Origin of the sequence: Cellulophaga sp. Hel_I_12, from assembly GCF_000799565.1 — a bacterium.
Taxonomy (GTDB): domain Bacteria; phylum Bacteroidota; class Bacteroidia; order Flavobacteriales; family Flavobacteriaceae; genus Cellulophaga.
This window is the reverse complement of sequence record NZ_JUHB01000001.1, coordinates 3146281-3165278: the sequence shown is the minus strand read 5'-3', so window position 1 is coordinate 3165278 and position 18998 is coordinate 3146281. Positions and strand designations below refer to the sequence as shown.

Genomic DNA, 18998 nt, shown 5'->3' with positions numbered 1-18998 from the left:
GGCTTTTTTACTATTCTTATTTATATGGAATTAGGCTTCACAACTTGCACAATCTTTCTTTTGTTTAAACTTCTGTGCAGCGTTCATACTGTGTTGATAGTATAATGATTTTAAGCCTAGTTTCCATGCCGTAACATGTATTTTGTTGATTTCTTTTACGGGCATATCTGGATGTACAATAATGTTTACAGACTGTCCTTGATCGATATGATTTTGACGATTTGCCGCTTGGTAAATAATATCCATTTGATCTATCTCTGAATAGGTCTTAAATACCTCTTTTTCAACATCCGTTAAAAAATCTAAATGTTGTACTGATCCGTCATAGTCACGGATACTATGCCACACTTCGGTGTTATTTTTACCTTTGGCTTCTAATACATCAACCAGAAAAGGATTTCGGATAGTCGTTTTTACTTTGGCAATATCCTTTACGTAGGTATTAGACCATATAGGCTCTATTCCTTGTGAAACCTGTCCTAAAATAAAAGCAGATGAAGTTGTTGGAGCAATAGCATTTAAGGTTGCATTACGTCTTCCATATCCCTTTAGTACTTCAGGTTCACCAAATTTTTCGGCTAATTCTTCTGATGCTTTATAAGATCTTTCTTTGATTTCTTTAAAAATTTCAGAATTCAAATTATAAGCTTCTTGGCTGTTAAAGGGTAACATTCTTGATTGCAATAATGAATGCCATCCTAAAACACCTAGACCTAAAGCACGATTTTCTTTAGCGAAGTTATAAGCGCGTTCCATAAACAAAAATGTTTGACGATCTTCACGACTCTCAGAATCACGATACACCTCTAGTTTTTCTAAAAAATCAGTGATCACTGCATCTAAAAAATACACCATTGTTTCTACAGCGTCTGTATTTTTCCATTTATCGTAATGCAATAAGTTAACTGAAGATAGTACACAAACAAAGGACCAATTGTCGTTTGAAGGTAACATAATTTCAGTACATAAATTACTCGCATAAATAGGCAACTTTTTATCCTGATACACATCAGCAGCAGCATTATTGGCATTATCTTTAAAGAAAATATAAGGATACCCCATTTCTCCTCTACGCTGTAATACTTTTGCCCAAATAGCACGTTTTGCTTCATCACCATCCACCATTTGTTGCATCCATTCATTAGTAACAGTAACACCATGGGTCAACTCTTGAATGGGATTCCCTTCTGTTCCTATTTCTAAAAATTCAGCAATGTCTGGATGTTCTACAGGAAGGTACGGAGAAAAACGTCCACGACGCACAGAACCTTGACTCACCACATCCACCATAGATTCAAAAAGTTGCATGATATGAACTGCACCAGAAGCCTGACCGTTGTTTTTTACCTCAGCACCACGATGTCTAATTTTTCCAAAATACCCAGAAGTACCTCCTCCTAACTTAGACATCATACCTACTTCAGATTGGGTGTATAAAATATTACCCATATCATCAGCGACATGCGATCCAAAACAGCTAATCGGCAAGCCTCTTTCCTTACCGAAATTAGACCATACTGGTGAGGCTAGTGAGTAAAAACCGTCGGACATATAGCCGTAAAACTTATCTGAATACCCAGGTATCTTCAAAATTTGTTCTGCTCTGTCGGCAATTTCCCGAATGCGCTGCTCTGCAGTTAAACCCGGGGTCAAATAACCTGAATTTAAAAAATCACGACTGTGGTCTGTCAACCATTCAAAGCCTTTTTCTGCTTTCTTTTTGTGATTTTCCAAGGCTTCTTTTCTAGCATGTACTAGTTGTTCGCCTTCATTATTTTTTTCTACTTTACTTTCTGAGGTGTTGCTTAATTTGTTCATTTAAAAAAGGTCGTCGCTGGTTATACTTTGGGTTCTTTTGCTATAATTAATGGAGCGCTTTACGAAGAAATCGCCATGTTTTGTACCTATAATTTCATCATCAAACCATTCGGTTTGTACGATAAGGCTTTCGTCAATATCGAATATTTTATCCACTCCTATGCTTTCAAGAGAATTATTGAAACGATTTTTAATAAATTCGTTCACTACGTCTTTTGGCAAAAAGTCTAACTCACCTTTTTCAAAAATCCAATCTACTATTGTGCTTTCAGAAGCAAAAGCTTCTTTGCACATATTTTGAATCATATCATGATGTTCCGCATCAAACCAATCTGGATTTTCATCTTTAATAATTTTTATGATATCAATACCAAAATCTCCATGAATCTGTTCTTCTTTCGATGTCGCTTCAACTACATTAGAAATTCCCTTCAACATATTCTTATGCTTGTTAAAGGCCATAATAATTAAAAATTGTGAAAAGAGGGAAACGTGTTCGATAAATAAAGAGAACAGTAAAATAGATTCTGAAAATTCTTTTTTATTATCACTTTTTGCATTTTTCAAAGCAGATTCCAAGTACTGCACCCGTTTCATAATTACAGGTTTTTTCTTTAAGAGCTTAAATTCTTCGTTTAAGCCTAAAATTTCTAGCAAATGAGAATACGCATCCGCATGCCTAACTTCACTCTCTGCAAAAGTGGCACCTACAGAACCAATTTCCGGTTTTGGCATTTTATGATAAATATCGCCCCAGAATCCTTTAACCGCGACTTCAATCTGAGAAATAGCCAACATGGTATTTTTGATAGCGCTGCGCTCTATTTCACTTAATCCTGTTTTAAAATCTTGAATATCACTGGTAAAATTAAACTCTGTATGAATCCAATACGAATGTCTTATCGCAGGAACATATTCATATAACTGAGGATATTCGTAAGGTTTTAGGTTGATACGCTTTTCGAAAATATTCGATTTACGCTTTAAGGTTTGCTCGTTTCGGTATAAAATATACGATTTTGCAACATCAAAAAAACCAGCCTCCATTAATTTGGTTTCTACAAAATCTTGAACTTCCTCTACTGTAGGCAAATAGTTTTTATCTAAAGCTTTACGTTCTAAAAGAGCAGTATTTACGTTCATTGAGATACGCTCTGCATCTCCCAACGTGCCGTGATCTACAGCAGTCATTGCCTTTAAAATGGCACTTGTAATTTTGAGCAACTGAAACGATTCTTTGGTAAAATCTCTTTTAATGAGGTGTGTAATTTCCATATTTCAATACAATATTTTAAATGATATACTTCTGCGAGATGTAAAGGTCATTATTTATTCGCTTTAGTTTTTAGTAAGCTCAAATAGGTTTTCCACATTTTATCAACATTTTGAGGATAACCACGTATCTATATGATTACGAGTGTTTTATATAAATAAAAAAAAGTAAATTAATTCTGCTTTTTAGGAAACATTTTAAAATAAAATTCACTACGGGTGTGATACCTATACCTCAAATTTTATAAAAAATTTCTTTTTTTAGCCTTCTTGAAAAACCTTAGTGACCTCAGCCAAGCCAAAAAAAATGCTGCCTAGGAATTTCAAAAACATAAAAACCCAGCGCTATTAAATTAAAGTACTTCTAGTTTTGTAGCATTAAATAAAATACAACAATAGTTCTAAAATTTTTAAAGGTGAAAAACCACTTAGGTTTTATTATTTTCTATCTTTAATAAATTTATAAAACCAAGGCCATGTTTAAAAAAATAATAATAACTCTTGCCATTGTGTTTATTGTAATACAATTTATTCGCCCTGATCTAAATGATTCGAATAATGAAACCTACGCGATGGCCACAAAATATGAAGTGCCAGCGGAAGTAAGTCACATTTTAAAAGTAGCCTGTAACGACTGTCATTCTAACAAAACCGAATATCCCTGGTATGCTCAAGTACAACCTGTGGCTTGGTGGCTTAACGACCATGTTGTTGATGGAAAAAAACATTTAAACTTTTCGGAATTCACTAAAAAATCTATTGCTGTTCAAAACCACAAATTGGAAGAAACTATAGAAATGGTTGAAAAGAAAGAAATGCCCTTAGAAGATTATACCTACTTGGGGCTCCATGCTGAGGCCAATTTAACGGATGAACAAAGAGATTTACTTATAGCGTGGGCAAAAGACCAAATGACTTATCTAAAAAATAACTATCCTGCGGATAGTTTGGTGATGAAACGCAAATAAGCACTTTTGGCTTAATTAATAAAGCCTCTCGGTGTCGAGAGGCTTTTTATGAGTACTGTTACAGTCTTGAATGAAGCACTTTAAAACGTAATGTAATGTCTTCTATCCTAAATAGTAGGCCTAAACAAAACCAGTTGTATTAAGAGCCGTAGCCACCTTCATCGCCGTTATCATCGCGATTTTCACCTCTCGCTTTTTCTGGACTTTTCTTTTGATTTATTCTGTAAATAAATGAGAGTGTAATTTGACGTTCACGCCATTGAAATTCACTTTCAGAAGTAAAAAAAGGGGTCTGAGTTAATGCGATTCTTTTTCTTGAGTTCAATAAATCATTAGCACTCAAAGCAAGCGTTCCATTATTATTTAAAATATCTTTACTAAAGGCTAAATCTACTGAGAAAATACCTTCATTTCTTGTTTGTGCATTTTCTGTTGGGCCACGGTATGATGCATTGGTTTGCCAATCGATATTTCCTGGCAAGGTTACCTTAGCGCTAAATCTTGAAAACCAGCTTGTGTTTTTTGCGCCAAAATTAACACCGTTAAAAACTCCGTCTGAATTAAATTGAAAAAAGTTAAAACTACCGTTTAATCGAAGCCATTTTTCTGGATTATAAAGAAGCCCTAATTCAGCTCCAATACGTTCGTTTGTAGAAAGGTTAATTGGAATTGAACGGATGACCACAATACCGTCTGTAGTTACTTGACCCGTTTCTTCTTGTACTCTTTCAAAAGAATCTGTCTCTTTTTGATAATAAACAGAAGACGTTAAGGTCAGCTCATCCCATCTTTTTAAATATCCAAGATCGAAGGCATCTGCAAAGGCAGGGTTTAGATCTGGATTTCCTTGAAATATGTTGGTACGACTTGATCTGGAAGGAAAAGGATTAATAAAATAACCACGTGGTCGATTTATTCTACGGTTATAACCCAAGGTTACACTTTCAGTTTCTGCCAGCTCATAAATTAAATTAATAGTAGGAAACAAGCCTAAGTAATTTTTATTGAAATCAAGATCAACACCTTCTCCAATGGCTTCTTGCAACGTAGCCAAATCCACTCCAGTAACCAAACCTTTTAATTGCGTGTTCTCTAAACGTAATCCCAATAAAAATGAAAAATCACCAAACTTATTACCGTACTGCGTATATAAGGCATTCACATTCTGATTGAATAAAAACCTATTGGTAAGTCCTAGATTAGGCACAAATACTCCTGAATCTAAATCAAATTCTTCCAAAGCAAAATCAGTATCAGACTCCTCCCAATTTCCACGATAACCCGCTTCAAATTGTGCATCACCTAAAGGTAAAACATAATCGATCTGCACCAAAAATTCATTTTGTTTCTCAATTTCATTAATATTTTCACGGGCTACTAATTGTGTATCAGGAAAAGTATTGTTCTCTAAAATCGTTGTAGGTTTTGTTTCTTTATCTAACGAATATTGCAAGTCTGCCGTAAGCCTATGCCCTTCGGTATTAAAATCATTAATGTAATTAAGGGAAAATTGTACGCTTTTATCTTCTTCCTGTTCATCTTCTACCCTTAAAGTAGTACTGTTTATATCTGAACCAATAAAGCGAATTGTATTATTTTCGGTGATATCTTCACCATCACTTAGTCTTCCAAAAGCACTCGCAGTTAAGGATGATGTTTCTGTTAAAAAATATTCGATGCCTAAATTCAAATTAAAGCCGCTATTTCTTCTATTTATATCGCGATCTTCTATAATTCGATCGAAAGTACCTTCTACATAGGTATTGTCAAAAAATCCATTTCCTGGTGGTTCACGAAAGGTATATCCTATGGTATTAAATAAATTAAATTTATCCTTTCTTAAATTAAGGTTTGATGTAAATGAAGACGCCACAGGAAAACCCAAAGTGGTATTAATGGTACCGTTAAAGCCTCGTGTTTCTTCCTTTTTTAATACAATATTCAAGATTCCGGCAGTACCCTCTGCATCATACCTTGCCGAAGGACTTGTAATCACCTCTACTTTTTCGATAGCATCGGCCGGTAATTGTCGTAAAGCATCGGTAGAACCAAAACCTGCTAGAGCTGAAGGCCTACCATTAATTAATATTCTTACATTACCGTTTCCTCGAAGTGCAATGGCTCCGTCCACATCTACAGTAACCGAAGGAATATTACCTAAGGCATCACTAATCGTGGCACCACTATTGGTTAAGTCTTTACCGACGTTGTACACTTTTTTATCTAAGCGCACTTCAACAGATGTTCTTTCTCCTACGACTTCTATACCTTCAAGTTCGGCGGCATTCACAGCGAGGTTAATAGTTCCTAGATTTACCGATTCCTTAAATTCTTTTTGCTTTAAAACAAAGGTTTTAAAACCTATATATTCTACACTAGCTTTATAATTTCCGGCAGGTACATCAACACTAAAAACACCATCGTCATTTGAAACACCACCATTAATATCTGAGGGATTTTCAATATTTTGAAGTACTAATGTGGCATAAGCTAAAGGAATATTTGTACCTTCTTCCATAACTTTTCCAGTAATCGTAATCGTTTTATTCTCTTCGGAACTTTGACCGTATCCTATTAAACAAATTAAAAATGAGGCAAGCAGTAAAAAATTTTTCATTCTATTTTTTTTCAATTACTATTTCTATTTTTTCTAAGGAATTCTAGCCTAGTCTATTGTTGAGTTGTGCTAAAATTTACATCCTTTACGCTTCTTTGATGGCGAAAGTATACTTTGGTTTAATCAGTTTCGGTTAAATTATTGTTAATTTGTTTAACTTATAATGATTATAGATAAACAAAATTAAAATTGACAAACTACTATCTGATTTAGCAGCATGGAATTCAATAATGAGCGATATGTATATGTAAAAATAAATTGGTGGGTAAGAACCCTACCTAAAAAATAGCAAAAAGCTAGTATATGGGTAGTTCATTGAACTAAGTGAGGGAGTATTTAGGAGGTCACGAAATTTATAGAAATTTGGCTTATTGAGAAACTGGTCATAAGAAAATTAATCACTTGTACCGTTTGCAACAATTAAGACAAGCTTTTAAGAAAATAATACTTCATCCGTTTTTTTTTAAATTTATCAAAACGCTTATAGGTAAGTGCTCTCATATTTGGATTATAGTTCAGTACTAATTCTCAAACAAATGATTTTACGGAGATACAAACACGTCATTCTTATCTCAAGGTTACTCATCTAAACAAAGCATGTATCGGTGAGCTACTTGTAGCCGAAGGCAAGAATACTCTAGTAAAAAAACTACTGGATTGGGCTTCTGCAAGAATAATTTGAAATTTGTAAGCCCTTGGCCAATCGTTGAGCCTGCGGTCTCAGCTAAGCTATATTAAATTAGGCAAATGTTTCAAGTAGCATTTGTAGTTACCTTTTTAACTAAATTACCAACAGTCAATCCCTGTCCGATAATGGAGAATACTACTACTACGTAAGTAATAACCAAAAAGAGGTCTCGGTGCATTTCTTGCGATAAGCCCAAAGCCAGGGCAATAGAAATACCACCACGTAAACCGCCCCAAGTCATTACTAAATTAGTTTTGGGTACAAAGTCTAGTTTTTTCTCAAAAAACTTTATCGGCAACAGCAATGATAAATACCTACAAGCCAAGACAACGGGGATTGCGACTAACCCTGCTAAAACATAATTAAATTGAAAAGATATGACCAGCATTTCCATCCCAATCAATACAAACAATACGGTATTTAATAGAATATCCAGCAGTTCCCAAAACTTGTCAACATAGGTTTCTGTTGTTTTGGACATTGCGGAATGTCTTACGGTGTCATTGCCCACCACCAGGCCTGCGGTTACCATGGCTAAGGGAGCAGATAGATGTAATTTTTGAGCCACTACGGTACCCATCATTACAGCAGCTAAGGTAATAATCACTTCTATATCGTAATCGTCTATGGAACGCATTAACCGATAGGTAATCCATCCAATTAATAGTCCTAAAAGAATTCCGCCAATAACTTCAACCCCAAAAAGTTCTAAAATAGCCAAGGGGTCTATTGCCATACTACTCGAAGAAGCCAATTGAAAAATAGTCAAAAAAACGACGACTCCTACTCCATCGTTAAATAACGATTCTCCCACAATTTTTGTTTCTAATTTTTTAGGAGCTCCCGCCTGTTTTAAAATGCCAAGTACAGCAATCGGGTCGGTTGGTGATATCAGAGACCCAAATAGCAAACAATAGATAAAATTGACCTCTAGCCCAAACAATTGCAAGATATAAAACATAAAGGTTCCAACTAAAAAGGTAGATACCAAAACGCCCAAAGTAGAAAAGACCAAAATAGGCCAACGTTGAACTTTTAACTGTTCAAAATTAGTATGCAAAGCTCCAGCGAAAAGCAAGAAACTAAGCATGACATCTAAAAGTACGGTCTTAAAATCAATTTGATTTATAATGTACCGCTCCGCATTCAACAAGGTATCATCGACATAACTAATAATAAATACCGCCAAGGTAAAAACAATGGTAATGAGCATAAGCCCAATAGCATTGGGTAGCTTCAAGAACCGTACATTAATATAGCCGAATACGGCAGATATAAAAACAAGTATTGCCGCGATAATAAAATAATCCATAGTGTTATTTTAATTCATTTTTTAAATTGTCCATTTATACCAGGTACCTTTTGACTCGACCAAGAGAACGCATCCTACTTTCTATGCCTGATTACAAAATTAAATAATCTTCATCGCAAAAACTACCAATTGAAATTATTTCAAATGAAAGTTTTAAAAAAATCCATTTGTGTTACCCATCACTAAAAAAGCCAACCTATTAAAGTCGGCTTTTCTCTTTGTACAGGCCCTTCGGCTGTGCTCAGGATAAACTCCAAGACTTCCTTCGACTCCGCTCAGGACAGGCTTCTCGTCTCTCCTGTCTTATGAAATACTATACATATTTTGCAAAAAAAAAGCCCCTTGTTTCCAAGAAGCTTCTCATCTGTACAGGCCCCTCGGCTGCGCTCAGGATAAACTCCGAGACTCCCTTCGACTCCCCTCAGGACAGGCTTCTCGTCTCTCCTGTCCTATTTCTCAACATAAATATTTTGCATAAAAAAAGCCCCTTGTTTCCAAGAAGCTTCTCATCTGTATAGGCCCCTCGGCTGTGCTTAGGATAAACTCCGAGACTCCCTTCGACTCCGCTCAGGACAGGCTTCTCGTCTCTCCTGACTTATGAAATACTATACATATTTTGCATAAAAAAAGCCCCTTGTTTCCAAGAAGCTTATCATCTGTACAGGCGGAGAGACTCGAACTCTCACACCTTGCGGCACTAGATCCTAAGTCTAGCGTACATTTGCCCAAACAGTACCAAAGCCACTCATTTTCAATTGATTATATAATATGTCATTTTCTTTGATATCATCTAATATCAATTGATTTCAACATTTGTTGTACCTATGTTGTACCCAGAGAAACTAATAAATTTGTATCTTTAGGGAAACTTCTTGGTAAACTAAACATTCAAAATTGAATGTTGTACCTATGTTGTACCTGATTTGGCTTTCGTACGCAAAACAGGTCAATTATGTCATCAAACGCTAAAATAGTTCTTCGCAAAAAGCCTAATAAAGAAGGCTTGTATCCTCTTGCCATACGTATTACAAAAAATCGTCGCTCAACATACCAATATATAGGTCACTACATTGAATTGGAAGATTGGGATGAAAAGAATATTCGGGTTAAGAAATCACACATAAATTTCAAAACCTTGAACAATTTGTTATCCTTGAAACTTTCTGAATTAAACAATGCTCTTATTACGCTTCAATCCGAACAAAAAGATGCTTCTGCCAATCAAATTAAGAAGGAAATATATTCCTCCGGTATCAATGCTACATTCTTTGAATTAGCACAAGAACATCTTGACGATTTAGAAAGTACAGAAAAGCTAAATCGTTTATCTACTGATAAAGCGTGGTTGAGCTTTATTATAAAATATCACAATTCGAAACAATTGTCTTTTCAAGAAATTGATGAACGTTTTCTTAAAAAACTGATGTTAACTTTAAAAGTTAAGTACTCCCTGTCTGAAACCTCAATAATGAACATTTTGGTATTTGTAAGGCTATTATTTAACAGAGCAATTAAATACAAAATTGTAAGCAGAGAATTATATCCCTTCGGTGGCGATAAAATAAAAATCAAATTTCCTGAAACTACCAAAGTAGGACTAAATATTTTAGAGATTAAACAAATTGAAAATTTGATAAATCTCAAACCTTCTGAAATGCATACTAGAAATGTCTGGCTTTTTAGTTTCAATTTTGCTGGTATGCGGGTTTCTGATGTTTTGCGAACAAGATGGTCGGATATTTATGATAACAGATTGCATTATAGAATGCATAAAAACGCAAAGCTTCTATCATTAAAAATCCCTGAAAAAGTATTGAAGATTTTGGACCAATATAGAGACGATAAAAGAAGTGATGATGATTTTGTTTTCCCTGAATTGAAAAAGGCAGACCCTGAAAATGCGAAAGATTTATATAACAAGAGAAAAACTGCTACAAAGAGGTTTAATGACAATCTAAAATCAATCTCTAAAAAGGCTAAAATAAATAAGAAAATAACGATGCACATAGCACGGCATAGTTTTGGAAATATTGCTGGGGATGCCATTCATCCGTTGATGCTACAGAAATTATATCGCCATAGTGATTTGAAAACCACCTTGAACTATCAAGCCAATTTCATCCATAAAGAGGCAGATGATGCATTGGATAGTGTTATAAACTTTTGAGGAAATAAATAATTGAAGAGCGGATATTTTATTGCTATAAGTAGTTTAGCATATTCAAAATATCCGCTCTTTACGATTTTCAATTACAGATTTAATCTCTCCTAAATAGAAACTAATTTTTAATTGGATTTGCTAATTTTTGATTGAAGCATTTAACTAACATTTTATAAAGTTCTGGATGTTTCTTTTTGAGCAAATCTGGGCGCTCGAAGAAATATTCTGAAGCTACTGCAAAGAATTCTGCTTGGTTTGTACCACCATATTTTCTGATATCAGAATGGTTGTCGTTTATGGCTTCTATTTCCTTATGAATTAAATTCAGCCAAGGTATTGCATATTGATGTTCTAATAATCGCTCTGGAACTCCATCTGTTCTATCATCCAGCTTATCAATAAGGTGTACAAATTCGTGTATGCCTGTATTGCTTTTATCTGTTGTGTTTCTAAAACCGTGATACAATGCTTTTTTAGATAAAATCATTTGTTTCTCAAAACGTCCGTTCCCGACTATCCCACCAATATTGCGCGAGTTATCCTTACTGCTAAATTGCATATCTTCATTAAAATTATCTGGGTATAAGAGGATTCCACTTAAATTAGTGTAATGCCATTCTTTAAAGCCGAAAACAGGAATTACCGCACTTGCTGCAATTAAAATTTTGTCTAATTCTTCCAATTCAAACTGCACGCCATCTATATAAACCTCACTTAAAAACTGCATCATTTTTTGTTGAAAAACAAGTTGCCTGCCTTTTGAAAGATTTTTATAATAAAGAACATTCTCCATTAATAATTTGTGCCAATGCTCTGGAAATGGCTTTACGCTATGCCGTTTCTCTTTTCGATAAAAATGAATAGCAAACAGAAGAATCACAACCAAAATTAAAATATAAACCATATTATAGCGAGGTATTAATCTACAGGTTCCGCTTTAAAGCCTACCTTTTGCAAGGTAGCCTTTACATCTTCTTCTGAAGCACCATCGCTTTCTATGGTTAAAATTTTATCAGGATTAGCGGTATCCACTTCCCAACTTTCGACACCTTCTTGCTTGTTTAAAAAAGGGGTCACTTTTGATACACAACCACCACAATTGATATTTGTTTTAAATTTTAAAGTTTTCATTGTATTTGAATTTATAATTAATATTAAAGTTTTACTCCTTTAAGCCTTAAGCTATTTAGAACTACAGATACGCTACTGAAAGCCATTGCCATTCCTGCAATCATTGGGTCCAATAAAAATCCATTTACGGGATACAAAACGCCCGCGGCGATTGGAATACCAATGAGATTATAAATAAATGCCCAAAATAAATTCTGACGTATGCCCAACACCGTTCTTTTCGATAGTTCCAAAGCTTTGGGAATAGATTGCAAATCTGACGTTATCAATGTCATTTTTGCAACGTCCATTGCAATGTCCGAGCCTTTACCCATTGCGATACTTACATTGGCCTGCGCCAAAGCGTGGGAATCGTTTATGCCATCACCAACCATCGCTACTATCTTTCCTTCTGCTTGTAATTTTTCAACAAAAGCAGCTTTGTCCGAAGGCATCACTTCTCCTTGGTAATTTGTTATTCCTACTTGTTTTGCGACAGCAGATGCGGTTTTATTATTATCTCCCGTAAGCATATAAACCTCGATGCCTCTTTCTTGAAGCGTTGCTATGGCCTTTTTTGAAGTTTCCTTAATCTTGTCTGCAATGGCAAGTATCGCCAATACTTGTTTTTCATTCCCAAAGAATATGACTGTTTTTGCTTGCTCTTCGAGACTTTCTGCTGTTTGCATTAAAGAAACGTCTATTTGAATATTTTTCTCAAGCATTAATTTATGATTTCCAACATAGTATTGTGAACCATTTTCTGTTTGAGCTTTCACACCTTTTCCCGTAATACTTTCAAAAGAAGTAATTTCAGCTTTTTCAATATTTTCATCTTTTAAGTGGTTAACTACCGCTTCCGCCAAAGGATGTTCTGATTGTGCTTCTATTGCCAAAAGAATTTGCTTGTATTGACTTTGATTTTCAAGTTTATCCTTCCAAAGTATATCAGTTACTAAAGGTTTTCCTTCTGTAATTGTACCTGTTTTATCAAGAATGACAGCATTCACTTTATGACCGAGTTCTAAACTTTCGGCATCTTTTATAAGAATATTATTTTCAGCACCTTTACCAATACCCACCATAATGGCAGTTGGTGTTGCCAATCCTAACGCACAAGGACAGGCGATAACCAATACTGCTACCGAGGTTAATAAGGCCTGCGAAAATGCATTATCGCCTCCAATTGACATCCAAACAATAAAAGTGATAATAGATATCCCCAACACAACCGGAACAAATATTCCAGCAATTTTATCGACCAGTTTCTGTACAGGTGCTTTGCTTCCTTGGGCTTCCTGAACCATTTTAATGATTTGTGATAGCAAGGTTTCTCCACCTACTTTTTCAGCAATAAATTGGAAACTTCCTTTTTGGTTTACCGTGCCTGCAAATACTTTTTCATCCTTTGATTTTTCTACTGGAACAGGCTCTCCTGTAATCATACTTTCATCTACATACGAGCTTCCTTTGGAAACTTCTCCATCCACAGGAATCTTTTCTCCCGGACGTACTAAAATGGTCTGACCCACTTGCACGGACGAAATAGGAATTTCTTTTTCTTCCCCATTCTCAATAATTTTAAGGGTTTTAGGCTGTAAGCCCATCAGTTTTTTAATGGCAGAAGACGTATTGGATTTTGCCTTTTCTTCCAATAGTTTTCCCAAGGAAATGAAGGTGATAATCACGGTAGCTGCCTCGTAATAAACGTGAGGCGCGATACCACGGCTCAACCAAAATTCAGGAAAAAAAGTATTGAATACACTAAAAAGAAAAGCGATTCCAGTACTCAAGGCTACAAGCGTATCCATATTTGCTTTACCGTGTTTGGCTTGCTTAAAAGCATTAATGAAAAAGCTACGACCGAACCAAAAGAGAATCGGAAAAGTCAATATCAACGAAATCCACTTCCCAGGTTCCCATTGCATAAAAAACATTCCTAATACAAAAATTGGAAGCGTAAGTATTGCCGACCAGATGGTACGGTATTTTATATCCTGATAGTGCTTTTGTTGAAGTTCTTGTTGTACTTCAGAAGGATTCTCCGCATCAATAATAATATCATAACCCACTTCACGAAGTGCATTTTGAAGTTGATTAGGACTCAACTCTTTGTCGTACTCTACAAGAACAGAACTGCTCGCAAAGTTTACGCTTGCATCAAATACACCTTCTGTGTGTTTTAATACTGATTCAACGCTGGATGCACAAGATGCGCAGGTCATACCTGTAACTGGGAATGATTCTTTTATACCTTGTTTGCGGTTCTTTTCTTTGGTTTCAAATATGTTAATTGTCTCCATAATCCTATTCTTATTTGTACAGTACAAATTTCAGGATTAAAGGACTTTAATCTGTTATGTTTTAGGCTGAATGATTTGTAGAATTAACCGATTAAAAGAATATCGGCATTTATATATTATTACTTACTTAACTTTAATATCCTAAAAGCACCTTGAATAACTAAAATAAAGACTATTGTTCCCACAATCAAATCTGGCTTATTAGAATTCAACCAGTAAACTAAAAGTCCTGCAATAATTACACCTGTATTTATAATTACATCATTTGAGGTAAAAATCATACTTGCTTTCATATGTGCCTCGTCTTTACTTTTTGACTTTTGTAAAATGTAAAGACAAATTCCGTTTGCGATAAGTGCAAAAATAGAAACGATAATCATTGTTGTAAAATCGGGAAGTTTCTCGTCTCCAAAAAACCTCCTTAAAACTTCCACAAATCCGATAACGGCAAGTGTGATTTGAAAATATCCAGCCAGTTTGGCAATCCGTTTTTTCTTTATTAATGTTCCGCCAACCGCAAACAAACTAATTCCGTAAACGAAACTGTCGGCAAGCATATCTAAACTGTCTGCAACAAGCCCCATAGATTTTGAGATAATTCCTGTCGTCATTTCGATAATGAAAAAAGCAAAATTGATTATAAGTACAGACCAAAGTAGCTTTTTTTGGCTGGTGTTTTCTTTAAAGTCCGTTTGGTCGGTTTGTTCCGTTAAAATTTTCTTTCCACCTAATTTCAGTTCGATGATAAATTTTTCGATTTGGTCAATTTTACCGCTGTGAAAAACGGTTAATTTTCGGTTAGGAATATCAAAGTCCAAATTCGCAATGTTCGGGATGCCGTCCAATTTCATTCGAATTAGATTTTCCTCCGATGGACAATCCATTTTGGTAATTTCAAATACTGTTTTATTCACTCGGTTCTTTGTTAGCCACTGATTTTTTAGTTCAATTGTCTTTTAAAACTACAAAACAAGAAACTCTGCGTTGTGTCAAATGGTGTTAAGTGGTCTTCCGTTACACACTTAATTTTGTCAAATCCATTTTTCAACTTTAATGTTAATTCGTCTTCATTGTATTGTTTTATTTCGAGACCGCTACATTTTTCAGGTCCATTTTTGGAAAAGGTTCCAATTGTCAGGAATCCGTTTACAGATTTTCTTGCAGTTTTTATATATTTTGTTATTTGTTCAGGCGTTGTAAGAAAATGAAAGGTTGCTCTGTCGTGCCAAACATCAAAAGTCATATTGGTTTCGAATTCTGTAATGTCGCTTACAATCCAATTTACTTTATTTGCTTTTTCTCCAAGTCGGCCTTTTGCTTTTTCGAGTGATTTAGCCGAAATGTCAAGTACAGTCACATTTTCAAATCCTTCATCAAGTAAGTAATCGATAAGTTTGCTATCTCCACCACCAATATCTATTATTTTTGCAGATTTATTTAATCCGAATGAATGTATAAATTCAAGCGAAGTTTTAGGCGATTCCTGTGTCCAGCTTACTTGGTCTGGGCTTTTAGTTTCATAAACTGTCTCCCAATGTTTCTTTCTATCTAATTTCATCGCTATTTCTTTTGTTTTAAACTTATGACTCACGGTTTTATATGGTTTGCATACATTTTTTATTAAAGCATATGTGGTATGTCTGAAGCCAAAGTTGGATATGAGAAAATCATTGTTCTAATATCATTAACCTTCATTTTTGTTTTTATGGCCATTGCGAAGAGATTTATGGTTTCTTCTGTATGTGGTCCGATTAAATGCGCTCCCAAAATTGTTTGGGCTTCTACGTCAATTATAGTTTTGAACGCATATTCTTCTACATTCAAACGTTTGGCATTGAACCAATTGCCAACCTCTTTATAATTTACCTGAATATTGTAGTTCAGCGCTTTCGCTTTCGATTCAGAATAGCCAACAGACGCCATTGTAGGCAATGTAAAAACTACCGTTGGCATTGGTGGGTAACTTATTTCTTTAGAATTGCCTTTGATGATATTTGAAGCAACCGTATGACCTTCCAAAACTGCAACTGGCGTTAAGGGCAAACCTTCTGAATCTGCGGCATCGCCTGCTGCATAAATATTTGGGTTTGAAATACTTTGCAGATATTTGTCTATCGTAACTCCTTTTTTGGTAAATGCTATGTTCGCTTTTTCTAAATTTAAATCAAATATTGCCGGTGGTCTGCCGGCAGAATTAAAAACTGCTTCAGCTTCAAAATATTCTGTTTTTTCTTGAGATTTACCTTTTACTCTATACTGGTTATCTAATTTCTCAATAGCCGTAACATCTGTATTAAGAATGAGTTTTATCCCTAATTCTTTTGTGGCAGAAACAAGATGTTTTACAATATCCTGTTCAAAATTTTCCAAGGGGTTTTCTCCACGATGTACAATAGTGACTTCTGCTCCACATCGAGCTGCGATATGCGCAAACTCAAAAGCAATGTATCCACCACCGATAAATAATAAAGATTTTGGTAATTCTGCTAAATTCAAGAAATCGGCACTGGATTTGGCAAAATGACCACCTTCAAATTCTAAAACCCTTGGCTTGGAACCTGATGCGATTACAATTTTGTTAGCTTTTACTTTGTCGTTTCCAACTTCTAACGTGTTTTCTGATAAGAATTTAGCTGAACTATGAAATGTGTCTATTCCGTTTTTTTTATATCCTTTTTCAATTTTTGGTGGCATTTCATCCACAAAGGATTGTTTAAAAGCCATAATGTCCTTCCAATTGACTTTAGGTATGGTATCAATACCATTTCCTTTAAGTCTTTTAGCAAAGTCTCGTACTTCCGTAGCGCCTATAATCACTTTTTTTGGGTCACAACCTCTCAATGCACAAGTGCCCCCGTAAGGTAATTCATCCGTTATTCCGACTGTCAGGCCTTTTGAGGCGCATTTATTAGCGATGGTCATTCCTGCCATTCCCGAACCAATTATAAATACATCGTAATTTTTCATATAAAAATTATTTTCTTGTTTAGCTAAACTAGCTTGCACAGCAACTCAATTTAGAAACGTCTTTGCCAAACGTAATCGCTGCTAACTTGATTCCTTCTCCTAATGTTAAATAGGGGTAAAAACTTTCAGCTAAATCTTTTACTGTAATGCCAAACTTAATCGCCATACTTAATTGTTGAATAAGTTCGCCACCTTCTGGCGCAATCACTCTAGCACCTATTAGCTTATCGGTTTCAGTATTACGAATCAATTTAATGAAGCCTCTTGTATCTTGTGCTGCCAATGCTCTAGGAACGTGCTTTAAGTCTAATTTACTCACTTCAAAAGGAATGCCTTTTGCTTCCGCTTCTATTTCATCCATTCCAGCACCTGCGATTTGAGGGTCGGTAAATACTACCCACGGTAAAGAGGAATAATCTATACTACTTTTTGACAATGAAAATGCATTGTTTACTGCTGTATTTCCTTCGGTGGCAGCTGTATAAACAAATGGCGGTGTGTTTGTTACATCTCCTGCGGCATATATATTAGAAACATTGGTTTCCATTTTTTCATTAACAAGAATGTGTCCGCTTTTTGTTAAATTAATATCACTATTCTCAAAACCTAATTTAGTGGTATTGGGCTTTGTTCCGGTGGCTACAACAATATGTCCTTTCTCAATGACTTGAGTTGTTGAACCATCAGGGCAGTTGCAATGAATGATAGTGTCATTACCTTTTTTTTCGAATTTAAAGGCTCTGAAATTTGGTAAAATCTCAATACCTTCACTTTTCATTTGCTCTACTAAAACATCAGTAATATCACTAGTTTGAGTACGTAATGGTCTATCTGTAAATTCTATAATACGCACTTTTACACCCAATCGGCTATAAGCTTGTGCTATTTCTAATCCAATATATCCAGCTCCCATAATGGTTATGCTTATAGGTTTTTCTTCCAAATCAAATAAAGAAACATTAGTTAAGTAGCCTACTTTATTTAATCCTTCAATGTTTGGAATGTTTGTTGTCGCTCCGGTTGCTATAACAATGTTCGTTGCACTGTATTTATCTTTTCCATTCACAATAATTGTATTCTTATCTGCAAATTCAGCCCACCCCTTTAGCATTGTTAGATTTTCAAAATCACTTACAACATCCATATATTTTTGTTGCTGTAATGCCGAAACCAACTCTTTTTTATCTTTAATAATTTGTTTAAAATCAATATCTACACCTCTTGGTTTAATACCCTTAAAATTAGAATGTGTAGCGTGATATGCAGTTTCGGCAGCTCTAATTAAGTTTTTTGAAGGAACACATCCTACATTTACACAAGTACCCCCAAATTCTAATCCAGCATTTACCATTAGTGTCGTAAGCCCTAAACCTTCAGCTTTTATCGCTGCTGAAAATGCAGCAGAACCACCACCAATAACAATTAAATCAAATTGGTTTTTATTTTTATTAGATTCTTTAGAGATTGTAGTATCAGACGTTGAAGAGAAAGAATCCTCTTTTTTAATACCGTTTACAACAGAATAATTACCAATGCTATTTACTGCATTGATTAATTCTTCTTTACCCATTTTATTTGTATCAAAAGTAAATTCTCCTTTTCCAGTTTCGTGATTTACGTTGCTGCTTACTATACCATTGGTCTTATTCATATCTTTTTCGATATGCGATGAACAACCGCTACAAGTCATCCCACTTATTTCTAATGATATGGTTTTTAAATCTTTGTTTTCGTTATCTCTCATTATTGTAATTAGTTGTTCGGTTAAATGATAAAGGTTAA

13 protein-coding genes are annotated in these 18998 nt (G+C 35.0%); 2 read left to right on the top strand and 11 right to left on the bottom strand.

Annotated elements, in window-relative coordinates:
- Positions 1-30 precede the first annotated feature (30 nt).
- Positions 31-1818 (bottom strand): ribonucleoside-diphosphate reductase subunit alpha, encoded by a 1788-nt coding sequence (locus GQ45_RS13745; RefSeq protein ID WP_047418878.1) that lies wholly within the window; start codon positions 1816-1818, stop codon positions 31-33.
- Positions 1819-3093: a ribonucleotide-diphosphate reductase subunit beta gene (locus GQ45_RS13740; protein WP_047418876.1), complete on the bottom strand. Its 1275-nt coding sequence runs from the start codon at positions 3091-3093 to the stop codon at positions 1819-1821.
- Positions 3094-3566: 473 nt separating this feature from the next.
- Between GQ45_RS13740 and GQ45_RS13735 the strand changes: the two genes are divergently transcribed.
- Complete coding sequence (locus GQ45_RS13735) at positions 3567-4058, top strand: heme-binding domain-containing protein (RefSeq protein ID WP_047418875.1); 492 nt, start codon at positions 3567-3569, stop codon at positions 4056-4058.
- 139 nt (positions 4059-4197) lie between these two features.
- Here GQ45_RS13735 and GQ45_RS13730 read toward each other — a convergent pair whose 3' ends face one another.
- Together GQ45_RS13730 and GQ45_RS13725 are read right to left on the bottom strand one after the other, a co-directional pair.
- Positions 4198-6675: an outer membrane beta-barrel family protein gene (locus tag GQ45_RS13730; protein ID WP_047418874.1), complete on the bottom strand. Its 2478-nt coding sequence runs from the start codon at positions 6673-6675 to the stop codon at positions 4198-4200.
- A 752-nt stretch (positions 6676-7427) separates the two neighbouring features.
- Entirely contained in the window at positions 7428-8675 is a 1248-nt protein-coding gene (locus tag GQ45_RS13725) for a sodium:proton antiporter (protein ID WP_047418873.1), read from the bottom strand.
- 952 nt (positions 8676-9627) lie between these two features.
- On the opposite strand from GQ45_RS13725, the gene GQ45_RS13715 reads away from it, so the two are divergent.
- The gene (locus tag GQ45_RS13715; protein WP_047418872.1) at positions 9628-10842 is read left to right on the top strand and encodes a site-specific integrase; all 1215 of its coding nucleotides are present in this window, start codon (positions 9628-9630) and stop codon (positions 10840-10842) included.
- A gap of 112 nt (positions 10843-10954) precedes the next feature.
- Here the strand turns inward: GQ45_RS13715 and GQ45_RS13710 are convergent, their stop codons facing one another.
- The 7 genes from GQ45_RS13710 to merA all read right to left on the bottom strand — a co-directional run bounded on the left by GQ45_RS13710 (position 10955) and on the right by merA (position 18960).
- Positions 10955-11740, bottom strand: a complete 786-nt coding sequence (locus tag GQ45_RS13710; protein ID WP_031427481.1) for a zinc-dependent peptidase — start codon at positions 11738-11740, stop codon at positions 10955-10957.
- Between the two features lie 14 nt (positions 11741-11754).
- Entirely contained in the window at positions 11755-11967 is a 213-nt protein-coding gene (locus tag GQ45_RS13705) for a heavy-metal-associated domain-containing protein (protein WP_028376586.1), read from the bottom strand.
- Between the two features lie 23 nt (positions 11968-11990).
- Entirely contained in the window at positions 11991-14249 is a 2259-nt protein-coding gene (locus GQ45_RS13700; RefSeq protein ID WP_047418868.1) for a cation-translocating P-type ATPase, read from the bottom strand.
- Between the two features lie 119 nt (positions 14250-14368).
- Entirely contained in the window at positions 14369-15163 is a 795-nt protein-coding gene (locus GQ45_RS13695; RefSeq protein WP_178987141.1) for a cation transporter, read from the bottom strand.
- Positions 15164-15189: 26 nt separating this feature from the next.
- The gene (locus GQ45_RS13690; RefSeq protein ID WP_047420431.1) at positions 15190-15807 is read right to left on the bottom strand and encodes a class I SAM-dependent methyltransferase; all 618 of its coding nucleotides are present in this window, start codon (positions 15805-15807) and stop codon (positions 15190-15192) included.
- 62 nt (positions 15808-15869) lie between these two features.
- On the bottom strand, positions 15870-17216 hold the full coding sequence (locus GQ45_RS13685) for an NAD(P)/FAD-dependent oxidoreductase (protein ID WP_047420429.1): 1347 nt from the start codon (positions 17214-17216) through the stop codon (positions 15870-15872).
- 28 nt (positions 17217-17244) lie between these two features.
- The gene (gene merA / locus GQ45_RS13680) at positions 17245-18960 is read right to left on the bottom strand and encodes a mercury(II) reductase (protein ID WP_047418864.1); all 1716 of its coding nucleotides are present in this window, start codon (positions 18958-18960) and stop codon (positions 17245-17247) included.
- Between the last annotated feature and the right edge of the window lie 38 nt (positions 18961-18998).

Excerpts from the sequence above, each read along its gene's own strand:
- GQ45_RS13745 (WP_047418878.1), bottom strand. The coding sequence starts at position 1,818 with ATGAACAAATTAAGCAACACCTCAGAAAGTAAAGTAGAAAAAAATAAT.
- GQ45_RS13740 (WP_047418876.1), bottom strand. The coding sequence starts at position 3,093 with ATGGAAATTACACACCTCATTAAAAGAGATTTTACCAAAGAATCGTTT.
- GQ45_RS13735 (WP_047418875.1), top strand. The coding sequence starts at position 3,567 with ATGTTTAAAAAAATAATAATAACTCTTGCCATTGTGTTTATTGTAATA.
- GQ45_RS13730 (WP_047418874.1), bottom strand. The coding sequence starts at position 6,675 with ATGAAAAATTTTTTACTGCTTGCCTCATTTTTAATTTGTTTAATAGGA.
- GQ45_RS13725 (WP_047418873.1), bottom strand. The coding sequence starts at position 8,675 with ATGGATTATTTTATTATCGCGGCAATACTTGTTTTTATATCTGCCGTA.
- GQ45_RS13715 (WP_047418872.1), top strand. The coding sequence starts at position 9,628 with ATGTCATCAAACGCTAAAATAGTTCTTCGCAAAAAGCCTAATAAAGAA.
- GQ45_RS13710 (WP_031427481.1), bottom strand. The coding sequence starts at position 11,740 with ATGGTTTATATTTTAATTTTGGTTGTGATTCTTCTGTTTGCTATTCAT.
- GQ45_RS13705 (WP_028376586.1), bottom strand. The coding sequence starts at position 11,967 with ATGAAAACTTTAAAATTTAAAACAAATATCAATTGTGGTGGTTGTGTA.
- GQ45_RS13700 (WP_047418868.1), bottom strand. The coding sequence starts at position 14,249 with ATGGAGACAATTAACATATTTGAAACCAAAGAAAAGAACCGCAAACAA.
- GQ45_RS13690 (WP_047420431.1), bottom strand. The coding sequence starts at position 15,807 with ATGAAATTAGATAGAAAGAAACATTGGGAGACAGTTTATGAAACTAAA.
- GQ45_RS13685 (WP_047420429.1), bottom strand. The coding sequence starts at position 17,216 with ATGAAAAATTACGATGTATTTATAATTGGTTCGGGAATGGCAGGAATG.
- merA (WP_047418864.1), bottom strand. The coding sequence starts at position 18,960 with ATGAGAGATAACGAAAACAAAGATTTAAAAACCATATCATTAGAAATA.